Annotated in this window: 14 protein-coding genes; 7 read left to right on the forward strand and 7 right to left on the reverse strand. The window is 57.5% G+C overall.

What is annotated here, in order from left to right; genetic code table 11:
- Nucleotides 1–209: 209 nt before the first annotated feature.
- Nucleotides 210–899 carry a metallophosphoesterase family protein gene (locus AADA15_RS15145; RefSeq protein WP_341642395.1) on the reverse strand — a complete coding sequence of 230 codons (690 nt, stop codon included), beginning with the start codon at nucleotides 897–899 and terminating at the stop codon, nucleotides 210–212.
- 28 nt (nucleotides 900–927) lie between these two features.
- Between AADA15_RS15145 and AADA15_RS15150 the strand changes: the two genes are divergently transcribed.
- Together AADA15_RS15150 and AADA15_RS15155 are read left to right on the forward strand one after the other, a co-directional pair.
- Complete coding sequence (locus tag AADA15_RS15150; RefSeq protein ID WP_341642396.1) at nucleotides 928–1218, forward strand: hypothetical protein; 291 nt, start codon at nucleotides 928–930, stop codon at nucleotides 1216–1218.
- A gap of 20 nt (nucleotides 1219–1238) precedes the next feature.
- Nucleotides 1239–2771, forward strand: a complete 1533-nt coding sequence (locus AADA15_RS15155) for a hypothetical protein (protein ID WP_341642397.1) — start codon at nucleotides 1239–1241, stop codon at nucleotides 2769–2771.
- 124 nt (nucleotides 2772–2895) lie between these two features.
- Here the strand turns inward: AADA15_RS15155 and AADA15_RS15160 are convergent, their stop codons facing one another.
- The 3 genes from AADA15_RS15160 to AADA15_RS15170 are packed head-to-tail and all read right to left on the reverse strand — an operon-like array spanning nucleotide 2896 to nucleotide 6267.
- On the reverse strand, nucleotides 2896–3726 hold the full coding sequence (locus AADA15_RS15160; RefSeq protein WP_341642398.1) for a CpsD/CapB family tyrosine-protein kinase: 831 nt from the start codon (nucleotides 3724–3726) through the stop codon (nucleotides 2896–2898).
- Nucleotides 3727–3744: 18 nt separating this feature from the next.
- Nucleotides 3745–5337: a GumC family protein gene (locus AADA15_RS15165; RefSeq protein ID WP_341642399.1), complete on the reverse strand. Its 1593-nt coding sequence runs from the start codon at nucleotides 5335–5337 to the stop codon at nucleotides 3745–3747.
- 12 nt (nucleotides 5338–5349) lie between these two features.
- Nucleotides 5350–6267, reverse strand: coding sequence for an ExeA family protein (locus AADA15_RS15170; protein WP_341642400.1), 918 nt, complete (start codon nucleotides 6265–6267; stop codon nucleotides 5350–5352).
- 353 nt (nucleotides 6268–6620) lie between these two features.
- Here AADA15_RS15170 and AADA15_RS15175 point away from each other — a divergent pair, with 353 nt between their 5' ends.
- The 5 genes from AADA15_RS15175 to AADA15_RS15195 all read left to right on the forward strand — a co-directional run bounded on the left by AADA15_RS15175 (nucleotide 6621) and on the right by AADA15_RS15195 (nucleotide 13586).
- Complete coding sequence (locus tag AADA15_RS15175; protein WP_341642401.1) at nucleotides 6621–9017, forward strand: tetratricopeptide repeat protein; 2397 nt, start codon at nucleotides 6621–6623, stop codon at nucleotides 9015–9017.
- Nucleotides 9018–9173: 156 nt separating this feature from the next.
- Nucleotides 9174–9782, forward strand: coding sequence for a polysaccharide biosynthesis/export family protein (locus AADA15_RS15180; RefSeq protein ID WP_341642402.1), 609 nt, complete (start codon nucleotides 9174–9176; stop codon nucleotides 9780–9782).
- Nucleotides 9783–9887: 105 nt separating this feature from the next.
- Nucleotides 9888–11045 carry a TonB-dependent receptor gene (locus AADA15_RS15185; RefSeq protein ID WP_341642403.1) on the forward strand — a complete coding sequence of 386 codons (1158 nt, stop codon included), beginning with the start codon at nucleotides 9888–9890 and terminating at the stop codon, nucleotides 11043–11045.
- A gap of 91 nt (nucleotides 11046–11136) precedes the next feature.
- Entirely contained in the window at nucleotides 11137–12735 is a 1599-nt protein-coding gene (gene xrtD / locus AADA15_RS15190) for a VPLPA-CTERM-specific exosortase XrtD (protein WP_341642404.1), read from the forward strand.
- A gap of 281 nt (nucleotides 12736–13016) precedes the next feature.
- On the forward strand, nucleotides 13017–13586 hold the full coding sequence (locus tag AADA15_RS15195) for a VPLPA-CTERM sorting domain-containing protein (RefSeq protein ID WP_341642405.1): 570 nt from the start codon (nucleotides 13017–13019) through the stop codon (nucleotides 13584–13586).
- 105 nt (nucleotides 13587–13691) lie between these two features.
- On the opposite strand, the gene AADA15_RS15200 is transcribed toward AADA15_RS15195, so the two are convergent.
- From AADA15_RS15200 to AADA15_RS15210, 3 genes are all read right to left on the reverse strand, one after another.
- The gene (locus AADA15_RS15200; protein WP_341642406.1) at nucleotides 13692–16901 is read right to left on the reverse strand and encodes a LamG-like jellyroll fold domain-containing protein; all 3210 of its coding nucleotides are present in this window, start codon (nucleotides 16899–16901) and stop codon (nucleotides 13692–13694) included.
- Between the two features lie 607 nt (nucleotides 16902–17508).
- Nucleotides 17509–18210, reverse strand: a complete 702-nt coding sequence (locus AADA15_RS15205) for a response regulator (protein WP_341642407.1) — start codon at nucleotides 18208–18210, stop codon at nucleotides 17509–17511.
- Nucleotides 18207–18719 (reverse strand): MarR family winged helix-turn-helix transcriptional regulator, encoded by a 513-nt coding sequence (locus AADA15_RS15210; RefSeq protein ID WP_341642408.1) that lies wholly within the window; start codon nucleotides 18717–18719, stop codon nucleotides 18207–18209. Before AADA15_RS15210 ends, AADA15_RS15205 begins: the two co-directional genes overlap by 4 nt.
- Nucleotides 18720–18794: the final 75 nt, after the last annotated feature.

Genomic DNA, 18794 nt, shown 5'->3' on the forward strand with positions numbered 1-18794 from the left:
GCGATTATTGTTGAGCCACTGGAACGCATTCGCTCAAAAATTCATAATCCACATGTCTGCAGACCGTTCGAGCGACAGCTTGAGGCATCGGGAGGTTCGTCAATCTGGTAATCCTGCAGGTCTTGATGAACCTGCAAATGTGCTTCGGTCCATGTCCGAACAGAGCCTCCCGCTGCACGCGGATCATGGCAGCCGCCTGCCATTTCACATCAAGGAAGGTGGGTAACCAGACTCTCTGCTTTGCCTGTGTCGATTCTTACGGCGGTAAGCCGACCCGTTGCATAGGCGCCAGTGTCGATGGAAATGCGTCCCCGATCTATGGCGGCTTCATTGACGATGGTATGGCCATGCACGATCCAGATGCCATCGGTCCGCCATTGCTTCAGAAAGGCAGGATGGCCCCACAACAGGTGGCGGGGATCCTGGTCTGCAACGGGCAGGGCTGGATCAGCGCCGGCATGGGTCACAAACACATTTCCGCTTTGGTGCCACAAAGGCAGATCGCGTATCCATTCGACCAGGTCTTTACCCATGGCATCGCGAAGCGCCGCGCTGGCTGCACTCATGGCTTTTTCGTCCGACAGGTCCATGGGAGGAGAGACGCCGAAACTGGCCAGAGTCTGCGGCCCACCGTTACGGAGCCATCGTGCGCCGTCCTGCAGTGGCCTGTCGAGAAACTGAAGCAGCATGTCTTCATGGTTGCCCTTCAGGCAAATGATATCCTTGCGGTTACAAAGGAAGCGCAGAACCCCGGCGCTGTCCTCCCCGCGGTCGACATAATCCCCAACACACACGATGGGGATATCCGGGGACAGGCGATGCAACAGTGCCTGCAACAGGTCGAACCGCCCATGGATATCTCCGATCACGTAAAGCGGATGGTCCGGGGTCAGATCCATGAGTGCCGGACCACGCCGGAGCACTCTGGTGGTGCAGTACCTCAGGATTTTTCCAAATCCGGCGGAGATCATTTCACCAAACTGCCTCATTGTTTGTTTCGCTGTGTTCTGGCGTTCAGGGGTTCGCCTGAGGGAATCAGCCTGCCGACCCGTGCAGCCGGTCCTGGCCAGGTTTGAAACCGGGATTGGCCCTGTTTTTGGCAACGATCCAGTGTTTTTCCCTCCGGCGAGAGAGGTTTTTATACAATATGTCCAAAATTTTGCATTAATTGAATGCGATCTGGGGTATTTCGGTGCTAAAGTTCAGAAAGTTGTTTAATTGAGTCTACAGAGAATATCATGTCGATAATTGGCCGTCGTCGCAGTGAATCCCGTACAAATACCCTGTCGCTTGGCGCTGGGGTGCTTTGTGTCGCAGCGCTGCTACCCTTGGCGGGGCTCGCCGCAACCCAGCCTGCTCAGTCTTCGTCTGTTGAAGTCACGCCAGAACAGGCCGCCTTGTTCGCGGGTCAGAGACCTTTCACATGGTCTCCAGACGGTGGTTTTCGGGATCTTGGCGCATTGCCACTGGGTCTGACCAGCGGCAATGCGTCCGATGCGTTCAACGGCAACCTTGTTATCGGTGTGTTGACCGGCGAACAGCAGAGTGCGGCCTTCAGCTGGGATCCTCAGAATGGTGTCGTGTTGTTCAATGCTGCGCCCGGCGCGCGGACAAGCGTGACGGCAGTCAATGCCACTGGCAGTGTTTTTGCCGGATGGCAGGAAGACTCGGATGGTCGCCGGGCCGGTCTTTGGACCGAAGCGGGTTTTCAGGACATCAACACCCTGGCCAAACCGCCCCAAGGGGTCATCCTGACAGAGGCGAGCGACATTTCGCCCTCGGGTGATATCGTGGGTATCGCCCGTCAAGTGGTGAATGGTGAAGAACGCCAGATCGCTTTTGTCTGGACGCCAGGTGGCGAACTAAAGCTACTGCCCAATATCGGTGATGCCGCACCGGAAACGGCCAAATCCGCATCCGCCGGTGGGTATGTGATTGGTCAGGCCAGAACATCCGGCGTGTCGCAAGGCTATATCTGGCGCGATCAGGAACCAGCGCGGCTTTTGACCACGCCAGATGGATCTCCAAGCGAAGCCCTGGGCGTCAATTCTGATGGTGACGTGGTCGGCTCCGTTACGGGCGACCCCGCCAGAGCCGTGATCTGGCTACGAGACGGCAGTGAAGCGATTGACCTTAATACGCGTCTTGTTGGCCCGTTGCCCGACGGTTTCACGCTTATTCGGGCAGAATCCATAAACGACGACGGTCAAATCGCTGCCTATGCCCGCTCGGAAACAGGCTCCATTTCGTTGGTTCTTTTGTCTCCTTCACGCGGTGCACGCGCCGGGATGTACGTGGCGCGGAACCTGGGTGAAGTCTACGTGGACGAGACACTGCAGACATTGTCGCCTTTGACCATAACCGATGATGGGAACATTGCCGGTGGCTGTGCGCCGCTGGCACGAGCCTGCCCTGCGTTCAACAGTTTCGGCGCAGAAGAGCTTGCAGCCCTCGACGGCGTGACCAACTTGTTCACAGGCAATGGATTGGCAGCCTTTGGCGGGTTTGGTGGCACCGGCCTTGGCGGTTTCGGGGATATCGGTGGAACGCCCTTTGGCGGAACCGGCGGGGGCGCTGCTCCGGGGGCACCTGTGACTGGTGGAGGTGGAACTGGTGGCGTTGGGCGCGGCACTCCGTTCTTCCCGCCGGTGACTTCTTCCGCTCCCACAACGACGGTGGCAGCTGCTTCTCCGGTGCCGCTGCCTGCGGCGATCTGGGCTTTGTTGCTGTCTCTGGGGCTGCTGCTGCGCCCCTGGCGCCGACGGTTCTGATCAGAACCAGCATATCGAAACAAAAACACCGGGCAGCCGTTTCGCTGCCCGGTGTTTTTGTTTTCAGGCCGTCCGGATCAACAATGCGACCGGACAGCCGCTTTGGCGCATGCGCCCGATGGCTTCAGTAGCCGTAGCCATATCCGCCGTACCCGCCTTCGGCAAACTCGCACTTGTTGAGCACAACGCCCAGCACATTGGTCTGCGACGCCAGTTCACGCTCACAACGGTCGATTTCCGCGATGGTGCTGCGCCCTGCGGCAGCAACGATCAACACGCAGTCCACGTGCTGCATGAATGCCATCGTGTCATCGTTGACGAGAACAGGCGGCATATCGAAGATCACTGTATTGGGCTCGTAGTCAGCCTCGATCCCCGCCAGAACTTGCCCGATGCCGTCGCCCAGCAAGATGTCGGAGGCGTTGCGAACCGGGGCTGAGTTTGTCAGGAACGCAAGATCGTCCGTGCCCCGGAATGCCAGATCCCCAAATCTGGCCCGCCCAGAGAGAACATCGCCAACCGATCCCTTGTTGTTTTCTTTGCGGCTGAGCCCCAGCAGCCGGTTCTGGCTGGGATTGCGCATATCGATTTCCATCGCGATGGCACGGGTGTTGGTTTGCCGCGCGATTGAAAACGCAAGATTCAGTGAGATTGTGCTTTTTCCGCAGGCTGGCGTCGGCGAGGTGATCGCCAGGCGGCGCCAGCCATGCTCCTGCATTGCCCGCAATGTTCGCGTCCGGAGCATATCGAACGGCGTTGCCTCTGGATCCGAGTTCATGGACACGATCCGGTTGCGGCGCAGGAGGCGGTCCTGCAATTCGGCATGAGGAATTTCGTCCCAGAGCGGCGGGTTCACCAGTTCGGTTTCGGCTTGTCCCGGGGCGCGTGCTGCGCTGCCTTGACTGCCCTTCTGCTTTTCCCGTGCCTTGATAATTGCGGCTTGAAGGCGTTCCATCGAAATTCCGCTCCGTACTCAGATTAATTGGTCTAGACCGACCCGGTCGAGCACACGCTCAAGGATCGGAGCAAGCGGGGCAACATGTTGATCAACATACCAGAGGGTCGATGGTACACCCACGCAAATAAGGAGTGCGATACCGAGTACAGTCGTACGCCGACGCATACGCTCTGACTGTGTTGTCATGTACGGGATTGTCGCGAAGGCACTGATCTGCAGCCCATTTTCCAAATCCCGTGGCCTGCGGACAGCGTTGTTCAACAGTTCGCGCAGGGCAAAAAGCAAAAGCCCGAGGAACATGCCGCCCATCAGACCGCTCGTCGCAATGATCGGACGATTGGGGCTCGTCGGCTGCTCTGCCGGAACAGCCTGTTCCACGACCGAGATACGCTGTCCCCGCGACAGGGACTCGATCATGCTGCCAGTCTCAGCGCGCGCCTTGTTGGCGACGGCCTGGTTATACTGCTCCTGCAGGTTCTGATAATCGCGCTCCATCGCGGCAAGGGTTACCGTGTTGCCCGGCGTTGCCTCGATGGTTCGGGAGATCCTCTCCATGCGTTCTTCGGCCGCGACACGCTGATCCTCAATGTATCCGATCTGCGCATCGATGTCGGCAATCTGGATATCAAACAGCGACATCTCGAGGCTGCGGTCCGAGGTGTCGACCAAAGGCGCCGTACGCGGGGGCAGGGCAGCCACGGCGGCTTCGGCAGCTTCGATCTGGGACTTCAGCAGGGTCATGCGCGGGTTTGTTTCAGACAGGGTTGCCGACAGGCGGGCATATTCCCGGCGCAACTCTGCCAGTTGGATCTCTTCGGGGCGGGCCTGCGATGTGATGGCTGCAGCCGGGCTTCGGCGGTCGTTGAAGTTGATTTGCCCGGTTGTTTCAAACAGGGTGATCAATTGCTGGCGACGATCCTGAAGGGCACTTTTTTCACGCTCGAGCTGCAGAATGCGCTCTTGCAAGGCGTTCTGCTGGCTGCGGCGAAACTCAAGACTGTCGGGCAGCGCCTCAAGGTTCTGTTCCTGGAACTGGAGGATCTGAGCGCTGATCTGACTGAGAGCCTGTTCCAAGCGCTCGGTTTCCTGGGTGAAAAAGTCGAGAGTTTGGCGCGCTACGTTTGTGCGCATCCGGACGTTTTCCTGGAGGATCAACGTAACGACTTCATTCGTGGTCTGCGCGCTTTTCTGAGCACTGGAAGATTCAAAGCTCACGGTCACGATCGTCGCCGATCGTTCGCCCCGGCGAACCTGGGTTCGGACTGTGTCAATATTGATGCGCCCGCGCAGATCCTTGACCTTTTCGTCTGCGATCATGCCCGGATTGTCCGCATACAGGTTTTGATCGTTGGCCAGATCCAGCAGGATTTCACGGCTCAGGATGCGCTGACGAATGATCTCGAGCGCCTCAATTTCACCCGTTCGCACGGTTGTGGCAGCCAGTTCGTCCGGTATCTGCTCGGACTCCACGATCAAGGTCGCCTGAGATTTGTAGACCGGCGGCAGCGCAAGAGCGATCGCCACGCCAACAATCGCTCCGATTGCGGTCAGGATGACCACATAGGGCAAGTGGCGGCGAAAAATCCGCCAGTAGTAGTGCAGTTCCATCTCGGCCAGGTCCTATTTCTTGTCATCGCCGCTGAGGCGGTCATTCAGATTGGGCGGTGATTGTTCCCCTTGCACAAGACGTAACGGATGCGCTCGTCCGGCACAGAAAAACAGTTGATCATCCAGAACTTCCTGAACAATCGCGCCATCCACGAACTGCTGATCAGCCTCGAAGGCATAGAGCAGCGAAAAGTCGCACAGCTGGTTGATGAGGCGTGGAATGCCCCCCGTGACCTGCCGGATCTTCGAAAAAGTCTCTGGCAGGAATATCTCGTTTTTGGCCCCAGCCACGCGCAGCCGGTGATTGATATAGTTTTCTATATCTGCGTCCCCGAGCCGCGGGAGGAACACGCTGGCAGAAATACGCTGCGCCAACTGGGTCATGTCCGATTGCATGATGATGTCGCGCAGTTCGGGCTGTCCCACCAGAACCAGCTGCACAAGTTCGTGTTCGGCAAAGTTGATGTTGGTCAGCATTCTGAGCTGTTCAAGAGAGTCGCGCCCCAGGTTCTGCGCTTCATCAAAGATCAGAACGACGCGTCGGCCCTTGGCGTATTCCTCGATCAGGAACTCTTCGAACCGTCGGCTCAGCGCAGCATAGGGCTCTTCCTCCCCGTACGCCTGTTCGAGCGATGTCAGTATCAGCCGCATCAGATCTGCACGATCCGTTGCGGTGGAATTCGAGATGAAGCCAATCACGAGGTCATCGGTGATCGTCTTGAGAAGGTCGCGCAGAAGCGTGGTTTTTCCGGACCCGACCTCACCCGTGACCAGAGTGATCGGAGCGCGCGCGATCAGGCCGTATTGCAGGACCGCGCTGGCCTTCTTGTGTGTGCGGGACCAGAACACAAAGTCGGGATCGGGCACCAGCGTAAAAGGCCGCCGCTCAAATCCAAAGTGTTCTAGGTAGATATCAAAACTGAAATTCATGGTACATCCAAACTGCGTGCAGGGCACGAAAATGTTGGCACAACACAACGGTCCGTTCGTACCCGTTCTGTTTTCCTAAGGCAATTCCTTCGGCCTTCCACGGTGGTACCTATCGTAAAATTCCCCCCGATGCGAGTTAATGGGCGGCAACTTGACATATTGTGCCTGAATTGAGCACAGCCGGAGCAGTGTTTAATCGTATTGCGCGAAGCATGGGGGTAGTTTCAGCAAATATCGTACGGTTTCCCCATGAAGAACGGTTGACTAAGTGCTACCTAAAGGCTCGGTCGATTCTCTATTCTGGATACTGGCGGGGTTAAGTTAAGTTGAGACGTTTCATTGCAGTTTTTCTTATGGTTGCAACGCTGGCTGCATGTCAAAGCAGTGAAGAGCGTGCAGAGGCCTATTATCAGTCTGCGCTTGAGTTGCTTGAAGAAGGGGATGTTGAACGCGCCCTGATCGAATTGCGTAACGTCTTTGACAACAACACGCTTCATCGCGAGGCGCGGCGGCTGTATGCGGATCTTGTTCTGGAGAGCGGCAATGTCCGTGAGGCCTACGGGCAATATCTGCGTCTGGTTGAACAGTATCCGGATGCCATTGATGTGCGCAGGTTGCTGGCGGAAATCGCCCTCGACCTGAACAACTTCAGCGAAGTGACACGCCATGGGACGGCCTTGTACGAAGCTGCGCCGGACGTTCCCGAACACCAGGCCCTGATGATCTTCATCAACTATCGTGACGCGCGCCAGAGGCAGAACAACGTCGACGCCGGTCAGGAGGTCGAAAAGGCAGAAGCGCTTCTTGATGAGCACCCGAAACTGTCTACAGCGCTCCGTATTCTCGTCGACTGGCACGCGACCAGCCCTTCGCCGATGCGGGCGATTCCTTATCTCGACCGCTTGCTGGAGCTGTACCCGGATTCTCAGCCACTGCACATGGCTCGGCTGGCGGTCCTGCAACGCGCCGGCGAAACAGAGGAAATCGGCAAGCAGCTGCACTGGCTTTATGAACGCTTCCCGGAAGACAGCGTGATCGCCGATCAGCTTGTTCTTTGGTACCGCGCAAAACGCGATTTTGACACACTGGAAACATTCTTGCGCGACCGTGCCGGTGATTTTGATGGCCCGATTGCGGGGCACATTGCCGTTGTGGAGCTCTTGGCCCAAACGCGGGGCCGGGATGCGGCCCTTGCGGAGCTGAATAGCCTGGCTGAGGCCAACGGCGACACCGACCTGTCCCGTCGCTATGCGCTTCAAGCCGCGCTTTTGGAGTTCAACGCGGGCGAGCGGGAGCAGGCAATTGCCACCATGTCGCGGATCGTGGAGGAGGCCGAGCAGGTCGACCTGATCAATGAGGCCCGTATCAGCCTGTCACGCATGAAGGCGGCCACGGGGTATGCCGACGAGGCGCGTGCTCTTGTTGAAGAGGTCCTGGAAAGTGATCCGGGCAACGTTCCGGGGCTTGTGGCGCGCGCGGCCTGGAATATCCGTGAAGACAAGCTGTCCGAAGCGATCACGGGCCTGCGGCAAGCCTTGGATCAGGACCCGCGCAACTCCGAAACCCTGATCTTGCTGGCTGAAGCGCATCAAAAGATGGGCAATATAGAACTGGCCGAGCAGCGCCTCGCGCAGGCGGTGGAGGTGACCAACGCGGCTCCGCGTGAGGCACTGATCTATGGTCGCTATCAGATCGCGCGCGAGCAGCTCGCGGCGGCCGAGCAGGTTCTGACGGATTCTTTCCGCACCTTCGGGGATCTGGAAGTCGCGCGCCTTCTTGGGCAGGTTCTGTTGCAGCGTGGCGACTTTGAAGGCGCCCGCGGGATCCTGGATCGTCTGGCCAACAGCGAAAACCCGAACGCGGCGCCCTTGGCCCGGGCTTTGCAGGCCGCCATCATGTTCAATCAGAACCGGGTAGAAGAGGGTCTGGCCTTCCTGCGCCAAACCGCCGATGTGGAAGGCGAAAACGGTGAGTTCGTTTCCGCTCTGCAGATCCTGCGGGTTCAAATGATGTCCGGGCGCCTTGAGGATGCGCGCAACCAACTCGCCGTGATGCGCAGCCAATTCCCCGAAAACCTTGCTCTGCGTCTACTCGAAGGAAATCTGGCCGGGTTGGAGGGGAAGCCCGAAGAAGCCATTCAAATCTACCAAACCCTGCACGACGAACACCCCGACCAACCGATTGTGTTGCAGCGGCTCTATTCGTCGCTGCGCGAGAATGGGCGTGGAGACGAGGCAAAAGCGATCCTTCAGGCCGGGCTGGAGCGCCAGCCGGATGCGCATCCGCTACTGATGCTGCGCGCCTATGAGCTGGAACTGGAGCAGCAGGAAGAGGGCGCGATCGAGGTTTATGAGCGCCTCTATAAGGAGGATCCGGACAGTCTGATCGTGGCCAATAACCTGGCCAGCATGCTTGCGATGCATCGCGACAATCCGGAGGACGTCAAGCGTGCCTACACGATTGCGCAGCGGCTGAACGGCACCAAAATTCCGGCGATGCTCGATACGCTGGGCTGGGTGCAGACGCTCAATGGGGAGTATGACGCGGCAATCCTGAACTTGCAGGCCGCGGTACGCGGGTTGCCGAACAATCCTACCGTTGCCTTCAATCTGGCCCAGGCCTATGCCAAGGCGGGGCGTATCGAAGAAGCGCGCGCAGAGTTGCAGCGCGGCTTTGATCTGGCGGACGGCGATGAGGGCGTTCCCCAGTTCCAGCGAGCTCTGGATCTCAGAGACGAGTTGGGCGGATAGTGCGGCAAGGGCTTGAATCGCCAATGTGACCTACAGGGCACGGCCCGGCAGGAACATCGGCTTTTCATTTGTCGGTGGTAAACAAAGTATGTAAATCTCGGCGCATATGTCTAACGATTCTGGCGCGCGCTACGAATTTGGAGCAGGATTTTAGAAATGAAGACGAACAACAAAGCTATCGCTCTCTTGGCTTGGGCGCTATTGGCCTGTGTAGGCTTCATCGCCACCGGGGTTGAGGCCGCCAGCTACAAGATCCGCTCGGGCGACGTGCTGCGGGTGGAGGTTCTGGAAGATGAATCGATCAACCGTGATGTTCTGGTCGGACCGGACGGAAGCATTTCTGTCCCGTTGGTCGGCGTCATCTCCGTATCTGGCAACACCCTGACAGAGGCAAGCAGCCGCCTTGCAGGCGCACTGGCGCCCAATTTTGCCAACACGCCCAACGTTTTGGTGTCCCTGCGTGAGCGTAACAGCTCAAGCGGCACATCGGTTTCCCGCAAGGTCTACGTGATCGGCGAGGTGAACAATCCCGGCTATGTGGATGTGGACAGCAACACGACACTGTTGCAGGCGCTGGCCCTGGCTGGTGGAGTCACCGATTTTGCGGCCGTCAAGCGGATCCAGCTTCGCCGCGTGTCCGGCGGGTCCGAGACCGTCTATCGCTTTGACTACAGCAAAGTTCTGGATGGCGTCAGCAACGTGGGCACAAGCGCAGTCACCGGGGGCGACGTGATCGTTGTGCCCACCCGCCGTCTGTTTGAGTGATCCTGGGGTACCATGAACCATCGAGGTAAAAATCTGACCCTGTTCGCAGGGTTGATTTCCCTGTCCGTCTCGCCTGTGGCGGGCCAGGACACAGGTGGCAGGACAATGCGTTTCGATCTTTCAGAACGCGTCGAAGCCGTGCGGAACCCCACGCTTAATCCCGGACAGGATGATTCTGAGATTCTGTCCACGACAAATCTTGGCTATGAGCTGTCCAGCAAGACGCGTAGTGACGAGTTGTCTCTTCGGCTGCAGGCCGCATTGCGCGTCCCGTTCGGTAGCAGCTCGGATGATCCGGACATCGACGATACCGGCGCGACCCTGCGCTACAGGCATATCGCACCCGGCGCCACCTTTACGACACTGGCGTCCATTCGTCGGAGGGATCTGGCGTATCTAAGATCATTCGATCTGGATGAAGATGACGACATCGATGCGCTCAACAATACCGGTGATCGGATCAATTCGAACCTGCAATTCGGGGTCGATTTCGGGCAGGACCGGCCGTTTGGCTGGGGGGCCTCCGTTGGAGCAAGCAAAGTTCGCTACAAGAACCTGGGCGCGGGGTCGACTCTTACGGATTATGATCGTGAGAATGCGACACTGACCGGACGTTTCGATCTGTCGGAAGTGACGCAGCTGACATCCAGCCTTACCTATTCTCAAAGCCAGGAAGAGGGCAGCAACCGCTTGCGCACCTATGGTGCGAACTTTGCGCTCAGCCATTTGCGTGAAACAAGCGAGTACCGAACCTCGCTGTCCATGGCCTGGCCGGATCAATCTGCTGATCGCGTCACGCTGACGGTCGGGAACACAACCCAGTTCAGTGATCGTGGGCAGATCTCTTTTGATATCGGCGGTACCTTCTCGGACGGTGGGTCAACGCGGATTGTCGGGCGCCTGGATTACCAAAACCAGCTCACGCCCAACAGCAACGCCCGTGCAAACCTGCAGCGCCAGGTGAGCGATGCGAGCGATGGTGCGGTCATTCTGCGAACCCGTGGTCAGATCGGATACGACGTTTCGTTGACCTCTTTGACCACGCTGGCGTTTGACCTGCGCTACCTGGAGCGCGAAAACCTCAGCAATGGTTCCGACCTCGAGGAATACGGCGTCAGCTTCAGCGTGAATCGTCAGCTGACCTCCGATTGGCTGCTGACTGTCGGACTGGGGCAGACGACACGCAAGGAAACCGGGCTTGCAACGGCCAAGTCGGAAACGGTTTACTTTTCCATCGGCCGGGCGTGGACCGGAAGGTTCTGAGACACTAGGTTGATGTGAAATTCATGCGCCATGGCGGGTTTGGATGACCTGATCCAACCCGCGTGTTGTTTGTTAATTCGGGATTATTGCGATGCCCACTGGACCCTCTGTTGCCAATCCCTCTGAGTTTCAAGGCCGGATACCCGTTGGCGCCATCATGCTGGTGGTGTTGTTCCTGGTCAGCGTGCCGGTGCTTTGGCTGGGCATTTCATCGCTCTTGGAAGTCTGGGTAACACCCGAATACAGCCATGGACCGCTGATCCCTCTGATCTCTCTCTACCTGTTCCTTCGGGAGTTGCGCGACAAGGAGCCGCTTCCCGGTACGACCCCGGTGAATCGCCGTCCTGGCGTTCTGGTGATCGTGAGCGCTCTTCTGCTTGCAGTGGTCGGAAATCTCACCTCTGTGCCGGATCTGGTGGCCTACGCGCTGATCATATGGGTTGGCGGAGTCGTGCTCGTCTGCTTTGGCTGGGCAGAGGGCCGGCGCCACCAGATGCCGGTCCTGCACCTGATCTTCATGCTGCCGCTGCCCCAGATTCTCTATTGGAAACTGACGATCTTTTTGCAGGGCGTGTCGTCTGAGCTGGGGGTCTGGTTCATCAAACTGGCCGCGGTACCAGTTTACCTGGACGGCAACATCATCGATCTTGGGCCTTACAAGCTTCAGGTGGCCGAGGCTTGCTCGGGGCTGCGCTATCTTTTCCCGATCCTCAGCTTCTCCTATCTGACCGCGATCCTGTACAGGGGCCCCTTCTGGCACAAGGTCTTTCTCTTTGCCTTTGCGGCGCCGCTGACGGTCTTCATGAATGCCTTCCGCATTGGCGTGATCGGTGTTCTGGTCAATTCTTACGGGATCGAACAGGCTGACGGATTTTTGCATTTCTTCGAAGGCTGGGTGATCTTTGGTGCCTGCGTTGCGATCCTGTTTCTGACCGCCGTCCTGTTGCAGCGTCTGAGCCGCAGTCACCTGAGCCTGGCGGAAACCATCGACATGGATTTCAATGGACTGGGTGGCGAGGCCGCCAAGGTGCTGTCCTTTCCGGCCAGCCGTGCTCTGACGGCTTCGGTGGCGCTCAGTCTTTTGATCTCTGCCACCTACGTGCTGACACCGCATTCAGAGAACGAGCCCCCGACGCGGGATTCATTTGCCCTGTTCCCAAGTCGGCTTGATGGATGGTCGGGATTCTTCAGCACACTGGAGCCGAATGTCGAAAAGGTACTTGGCGCAACTGACTATGCGAACTCCGCCTATATCGGTCCGGACTCCGATATTCCGGTCGAGTTTTTCGCGGCCTGGTATCGAAGCCAGACCGAAGGGGAAGGGATCCATTCCCCCGAGGTGTGCCTGCCCAACGGCGGCTGGGAGATCTTCTCGTTGGCCCCTCATGAAGTGTCGATGCCCGAAACGGTTTACGGGACATTCACCGTGAACCGCGCGGTCGTCGAGAAGGGGTTCGAGCGCCAGTTGGTCTACTACTGGTTCGAGCAGCGTGGCACCCGGATGACAAATGACGTGACGGCCAAACTGTCGGTCCTGCGGGACACGGTGATACGGGGACGTAGCGATGGCGCCATGGTGCGGTTTGTGACCCGTATTGCCCCGAACGAGACAGAGGAGGATGCGACACGCCGCCTCGAGGCGCTCATGTCGCGTGTCCTCAAGATCCTTCCACGATATATCCCGGAATAGGCATCAGACCGGCTGAAACCGCGCCGCAGCAGACAGTCACTTTTGCAAGGGATCGCATCTTTCGTTCTTCTTAATGTTGCCACTATTCCAATGGATCTGGGGCGATTCGCCCATTTTTCTTGGTTGGCAGCGCGAAAGTCTCACACTTGTGTGCGCTTGGTGGATAGCCTGCCTCATGCGGCAGGATTTCGTTCAATTTGGCAACAATGCACCCAATTCCGGGGCCATTTTCGCATCAGAACCCTCGCAGACGTTAACAATTTGTTGCTGCGCGCCGGGGTATGAAGTATTTTAATCATATCGTTGGCAATTCTCTTGGAGCCCCAAGAGCGTTGACATGGGTGCAGGCATCCGTGGGTGGATGTCGTGATAACAAATTTGAGGATGGTAAAGTGATTAAAGCTCTCAAATACGTAGCTGCCGCGGCTGTTGCCACGCTGGCTCCGATGTCGGCCTCCGCGCTGACATACTTCTCTGCGTACACAGACGGTAGTACGTACAACTTCTCCGATGGCTATCAGTCTCTGGTTGGCGTTGCTCTGTCTCCAGAAGGTGCCGGTTCCATCACTCTGAACATTGTCAATGATATCGGTGCAAATCTCCGGTTTGCCTTCGACCTCGTTGCCGAAACTCTGAGTGGTGTCACCTATACCTTTGGCGGTGCGCCGGTAACTCCGGACTTTGGTGCGCCGGTTGCTGGTCCCACCCAGCTCGTGATCAACTACACCGGCGCAAACGTTGGTGATCAGATCGCATTCGCGATGTCGGCTGTTCCGGTTCCGGCAGCTGCAGCTCTGATGCTGACTGCAATGGGTGCTCTGGCACTGGTGCGTCGCAACAAGCAAGCGTAAGCTACGCGTAGAAACGCAAAATCAGTTGGGAGCGGTCGAAAAGGCCGCTCCCAATTCCTTTTGGGGCACATCCTAGACGGCAGGCGGACTGGTCGCTAAGACGGCTTACAGAATGCTGAAGTGGTCTGCTCCGACGTCGGTCATGAAGACGAAGTCGTCGATCTGCCCATCAAATCCATTTCCCCATTTCCTGCCTACGGACAAACCCCAGTGCTGCATATCGGGGGTGGTCCCGCTTGCGTCCATTGAGTCCACAAGGATGCCGTCCACGCTCATCTGCAATCGCCCCTGGCTGTCAGAATAGGCGATTTCCACCTCGTGCCAGTCGCGGTCGGCCAGCACATCCCCGTCGGTTGAGATTTCGAACTGACCATCTGAGGTCGTCATGCGGAAAACCAGGTCATCCCCCACGACATCAAGCTGGAATGCCTTGTGAATTCCGAAGACATTGCGACCGTCGGATGTATCGCTTTTCATGTCGAGCGAGAAGACGAAGTCGTCCTGACCGTATAGGTCCTCGTATCCCCGAGTGACCTCAAGCGCTGCTTTGTCCGAGGACACGTCGAGTACCTGCGATCCCCGTACTTCCGAGAATTCGAAATTCCCGTCTGCCGATTGCAGTTGCGCTCCGGCGCCGGACAGGTCGGCCAGTTTGCTTCCCTCGAAGTCGAATGCCAGCACGGTCTCTCCGGACAGACCGTGGGCGGTTGGGTCGAACAAGCCATCGATGACATATGGCCCGTCATGAAGGCTGGGCGTATCCGAAACCGTTATGTAATTCACCAGGGCGTCAACCGTTTCGCCTCCCCAGGGATGGCCGAAGTTCAGCCCCCAGTACTTAACGGACGCGGTCGTGCCGCTGTGCTCACCGCTGGCCACCAGCCTGTCATCCACGAACAGCTGCAGGCTGTTCTCGGCACTGTCATACTGGATGCTGATCTTGTGACTCTCTGTGTCCCAGTTCTCCGGGCCTGAGGCGATCTGCTTCCAACCTTCGGAGGTCTTGAGTCTCAGAACCAACTGACCGCTGTCGTTCAGCGCCAAATCCAGCGTATTGTGAAGATAAGCAATGGTGCCACTACTGTCAGGATCGTTCATCTGCAGGGTGAACTCTACGGAGAATGCATCGGCCTCATAGAAGACGTCATTCTGCCGCGTAAGAGCCAGGCTGTTTTCGCTGATATTGATACCTGCAGGAGTCCAGGGTCCAACGCCGCTGAGGGTATAGTCCAGATCAACGGCTTCGACCCCGTTTGCGTCCCAGAAGAGGTAGCCAAGGAAGCTCGGCATTGCATCAGCCGAAATGTCTTCGATCGCAGAGCCGTCCCGTTCCAGGTTTTCCCGCAGCAGGTAGATGTCGCGGACCTTGGCAGACAGGCCATCATTCCAGGTGTTGCCAACCGTCAAGCCCCAGTACATTTTGGGATTCGTCGTTCCGTGAGCTTCAACCGTATCTGTCAATTCTCCGTCCACCAGCAATGCCAGGCTCCCCTGGTCGCCATCGTAGACAAAGTTCAGATGATGGGCGGCTTCGTCGGCAAAGATCGCGACGCCGCTCACCAGCTTGAACTCCCCTTCATCAGTATTCATGGTGAACCACACGTGGCCCTCGGCATCGATCCTGGCCGAAAGGGAGTGAGGCAGGTCGAGGAATGACCCGGCCATGCCGTCTTCTCGGTCGATCGTGATGCCAAGGTTGAAACTGCTCAGATTGAACAGTGCGTCGTTGGACCGCGAAATCTCGATCCTGGACTGACCGCCAATCTCCACCCAGTCATCTGCAACGACCAGATCTCCTTTCAGAGCGATGTCATTTGCGATTTCCGTCTTGTCAGCAAGTATGGAGCCGGAAACATCAAGGTCGAACACGTATGGAGAGTCGATGTCGATGCTTCGGGTAATCTGATCTTTCGTCCCATCCGGCAGCGTAACCACCAGAATGTAGTCATGAGATCCCGACGTTCCGAAATCATGCGTGACGGTGACCCCTTTCTTTTCGGTTCCATCGGCAAAAATCCAGGTAAAGTCAGCCCCTGCGTCAACCGCCAGACCTGTCGCCGATCTGGAGTGTTCCGCGGTCAGAGTGACTTCTGACTGATCGAATTTCGAAATCGTTACGTCTGCAACTGCCAACAGCGCGTCTGCGGTTGGATCGAACCAGGTCAGATGGCTCCCAGCAACGCCATTCAGGGGGCTGTCCGGACGCAACATCAGATCGCGCAGGTCGCCGCTGCCCCCTGCCTCGACGTTGAGGAAGTGATCCCTGTAGTCATCGCTGGGATCGTCCCCGATGCCGAGGACCGCGTTGTCGCCCTCATTTCGAACGGTGTGAACGATGTTGTTCTCGACAACCGTATTGGTTCCGCCGATATCAATCGTACCCACCATGCTGGATGGGGTGATTGAGCCGTCGGCTTCAATTATGAAAATGTCCGGACTATTTATGACGGTATTGTTTCGAACTGTAGCGTTGTTGGTATCATTAAGGAATATCGCGTTGCGGTGACCCCCAAAAAGGACGTTGTCCTCAATCAGAATATTTTGGAAGAGTTCGTCGCTATCTTCAGCATTTCGATTGTGCCCGAAAATCAGCTGATAAAGAGGTCCGCCACTGGCATCCAGAATGTTTTCCGAAATAGTGATGTTCTCATTATTAATCGTTGTTCGAAAACCCCATAGTTGAATAAAGTCAGGGTGATTGAACTCCGTTGTGGAACCGGTCATGTCATGCAGGTGGTTTCCCTGCACGTTCATTCCGGAAACGCCGCCGATGCGAATTCCATCCCCTTGCAGCCCCTGAATATCGTTTTTGACGACATCAATGTCAGTGCAATCTCGGAAAGCAAGCCCATGGAAGAAGTTGGAAATCTGATTTTGTTCAAATACGATGCCGTCTGACCATTTCACGATTGCGGCACTGCTGGCGACTTCGTAATCGTCAATGGTGCCTGGAGGCCCTTCGGACGATCCCTCCATCACATTGTTCTTAAACACGATATTACTGCACGACATGAGGTCAATGACCGATGTGGGTTGCGATGACCCCATTCCGGACTCTTCAATCCTCAGGTTCTCGAAAGAGATGTTTTCAATCCCTTTCATTCGGACAGACGTGACTATCGCGGGGGTATTTGGATCCAGGGATCTGATGGCGATGTTCGGGTTGACATTGCCATCCTCTGTGTCCCAGGCGGCAATCTGGAACTCGACTTTTGGAGCCAGAAGTATTTCACCGCCACCCTCCGAGATAAGGTTTTTGAGTGCGGCATCCAATTCTTCCTGGGAATAACATATTACCGTTTTTGCTTCACTCATGATCTCGCCCTTTTCAACAAGTGCCCAAACCTGAAGGCATCGTTAACGGGACGGAGGGCTTGCAGTGGAAAAATTTCGGGCTGAAATGTGTCTTTCCGTTATAACTTTATGATAATTATTTTGTGGGTTGCTTTAGGTCCCGGTTTTGCGTGATGGCAGTATTGAGAATTGAATTAATTTTTCATGTTCGTGACACGGGCGACCAGTGTCCGGTCCAGATCTTCGGGGCGCCGTCTTGCAAGCCATGCCCTTCAGGCACGGAATGTCGTATGCCCTCGATGATCGAGGTGCGGGGTCATGTCACCGTCAGCGCCGCGCCGATGCGCAGGACCATGCATCTGTTCGTCACCCTCCGGGGTGCCGCGCGCGTCTGTAGCCGGGCCGAAACTGTCAAAAGCGCACTCATGATGGCCGCCGCAGACCTCAGAGCCCGGCTACGCCGGACGTTGGCATCCCATCAGTCGTGCGTTCTACCGCTCCGTCATATGCGAAGCTGCATGTGACATCGTGAATGTCGCATGTGCGTCCGGCGGGGCCGGACGCGCGCTATTTCTGATTGAGTGACAGCTTTGACAGCGTGGAACTGAACGGCGATCTCGTGAAGCTGTCAGTCCGGGGCCAGCATGTAGCCCGCGCCGCGCACGGTCTGCAGGTATTGCGGCTGCTTGGGGTCTGCTTCGATCTTGCGGCGCAGGCGGGTGATCTGAACGTCCACCGCGCGCTCTTGCGCCTGGCCGCGGTCGCGTCCCAGATCCTCGACCAGCTTGGCGCGGCTGACGGGTTCTCCGGGGCAAGCGGAAAAGATCTTCATCAGCTGGCTTTCGGTACCGGTGAGGCGGATCAGCTCTTCGCCCTGCCACATTTCTCCGCGCTCGATGTCATAGCGGATGTCGCCTAGGTGCAGGACCTTTGGCACGCTGTCCTCGGCCACCGTATCGGGCATGCGCCGCAGGATCGCATTGACGCGCAGCACCAGTTCCTTTGGCTCAAAGGGTTTGGAGAGATAGTCATCCGCCCCGGCCTCAAGCCCTGCGATCCGGTCCGAGGTTTCGCCCTTGGCCGTGAGCAGCAGGATCGGGGTCGTCATGGTTTCCCGCAACGAGCGCGTCAGGCTGACGCCATCCTCGCCGGGCATCATCACGTCCATGATGATCAGATCGAAATCCAGCCCTGCCAGAAGCCGCCTCGCATGGGCGCCGTCTCGGGCTGCGGTCACCAGGAATCCGGCCCGCATGAGAAATTTCTTCAGGAGGCTGCGGATGCGTTCGTCATCATCTACGATCATCAGATGCGCGTCAGACCCGCTCATGCGCCCGACTCCCGCAGCTTGGTGTAGGCGCGGCGCATGTCGGCATCCATCATCGCCTCGAGCACCTTCTTGAAACCCTGCACGGCCTCGGGACCGGCCTCTTTATAGGCGGTGCGCATCCGGGCGCGCTGGGCATCGGACAGGGCGGTCTCAAGCGCGATGCCCTGTTCGGTGAGATAGAGATGGCGCTCGCGTTTGTCGGTGGTGCCGACCCGGCTTTCGACCAGGCCGTCGTCGATCAGGGTGCGCAGCACGCGGTTGAGCGATTGTTTGGTCACGCCAAGAATGGTCAGAAGGTTGTTCACAGTGGTGCCTGGCGCACGGTTGATGAAGTGGATCGCCCGGTGGTGCGCCCGTCCATAGGACATCTCGGCCAGGATCCTGTCTGGGTCGGCGGTAAAGCCACGGTAGGCAAAGAACATTGCCTCGATGCCCTGGCGCAGCTGCTCGTCCGTCAGGAACAAAAGGCTTTCGCCGCCAAATCCCTGCCCCGATCGTCCTTCCGGCATGGCTGTCCCCCTTTTTGGTCCTGTTCCGGTTGGTCTTCCGGCCTGCGCTCACTGCCAGTTTAAGTCAGCGTTATT

The sequence above is a fragment of the Phycobacter sedimenti genome (genome assembly GCF_038148855.1).
GTDB classification, from domain to species: domain Bacteria; phylum Pseudomonadota; class Alphaproteobacteria; order Rhodobacterales; family Rhodobacteraceae; genus Phycobacter; species Phycobacter sedimenti.

Coding starts and splice junctions, on each gene's coding strand:
- AADA15_RS15145 (WP_341642395.1), bottom strand. CDS start 899: ATGGATCTGACCCCGGACCATCCGCTTTACGTGATCGGAGATATCCAT.
- AADA15_RS15155 (WP_341642397.1), top strand. CDS start 1,239: ATGTCGATAATTGGCCGTCGTCGCAGTGAATCCCGTACAAATACCCTG.
- AADA15_RS15160 (WP_341642398.1), bottom strand. CDS start 3,726: ATGGAACGCCTTCAAGCCGCAATTATCAAGGCACGGGAAAAGCAGAAG.
- AADA15_RS15165 (WP_341642399.1), bottom strand. CDS start 5,337: ATGGAACTGCACTACTACTGGCGGATTTTTCGCCGCCACTTGCCCTAT.
- AADA15_RS15170 (WP_341642400.1), bottom strand. CDS start 6,267: ATGAATTTCAGTTTTGATATCTACCTAGAACACTTTGGATTTGAGCGG.
- AADA15_RS15175 (WP_341642401.1), top strand. CDS start 6,621: ATGGTTGCAACGCTGGCTGCATGTCAAAGCAGTGAAGAGCGTGCAGAG.
- AADA15_RS15180 (WP_341642402.1), top strand. CDS start 9,174: ATGAAGACGAACAACAAAGCTATCGCTCTCTTGGCTTGGGCGCTATTG.
- AADA15_RS15185 (WP_341642403.1), top strand. CDS start 9,888: ATGCGTTTCGATCTTTCAGAACGCGTCGAAGCCGTGCGGAACCCCACG.
- xrtD (WP_341642404.1), top strand. CDS start 11,137: ATGCCCACTGGACCCTCTGTTGCCAATCCCTCTGAGTTTCAAGGCCGG.
- AADA15_RS15195 (WP_341642405.1), top strand. CDS start 13,017: ATGAAGTATTTTAATCATATCGTTGGCAATTCTCTTGGAGCCCCAAGA.
- AADA15_RS15200 (WP_341642406.1), bottom strand. CDS start 16,901: ATGAGTGAAGCAAAAACGGTAATATGTTATTCCCAGGAAGAATTGGAT.
- AADA15_RS15205 (WP_341642407.1), bottom strand. CDS start 18,210: ATGAGCGGGTCTGACGCGCATCTGATGATCGTAGATGATGACGAACGC.
- AADA15_RS15210 (WP_341642408.1), bottom strand. CDS start 18,719: ATGCCGGAAGGACGATCGGGGCAGGGATTTGGCGGCGAAAGCCTTTTG.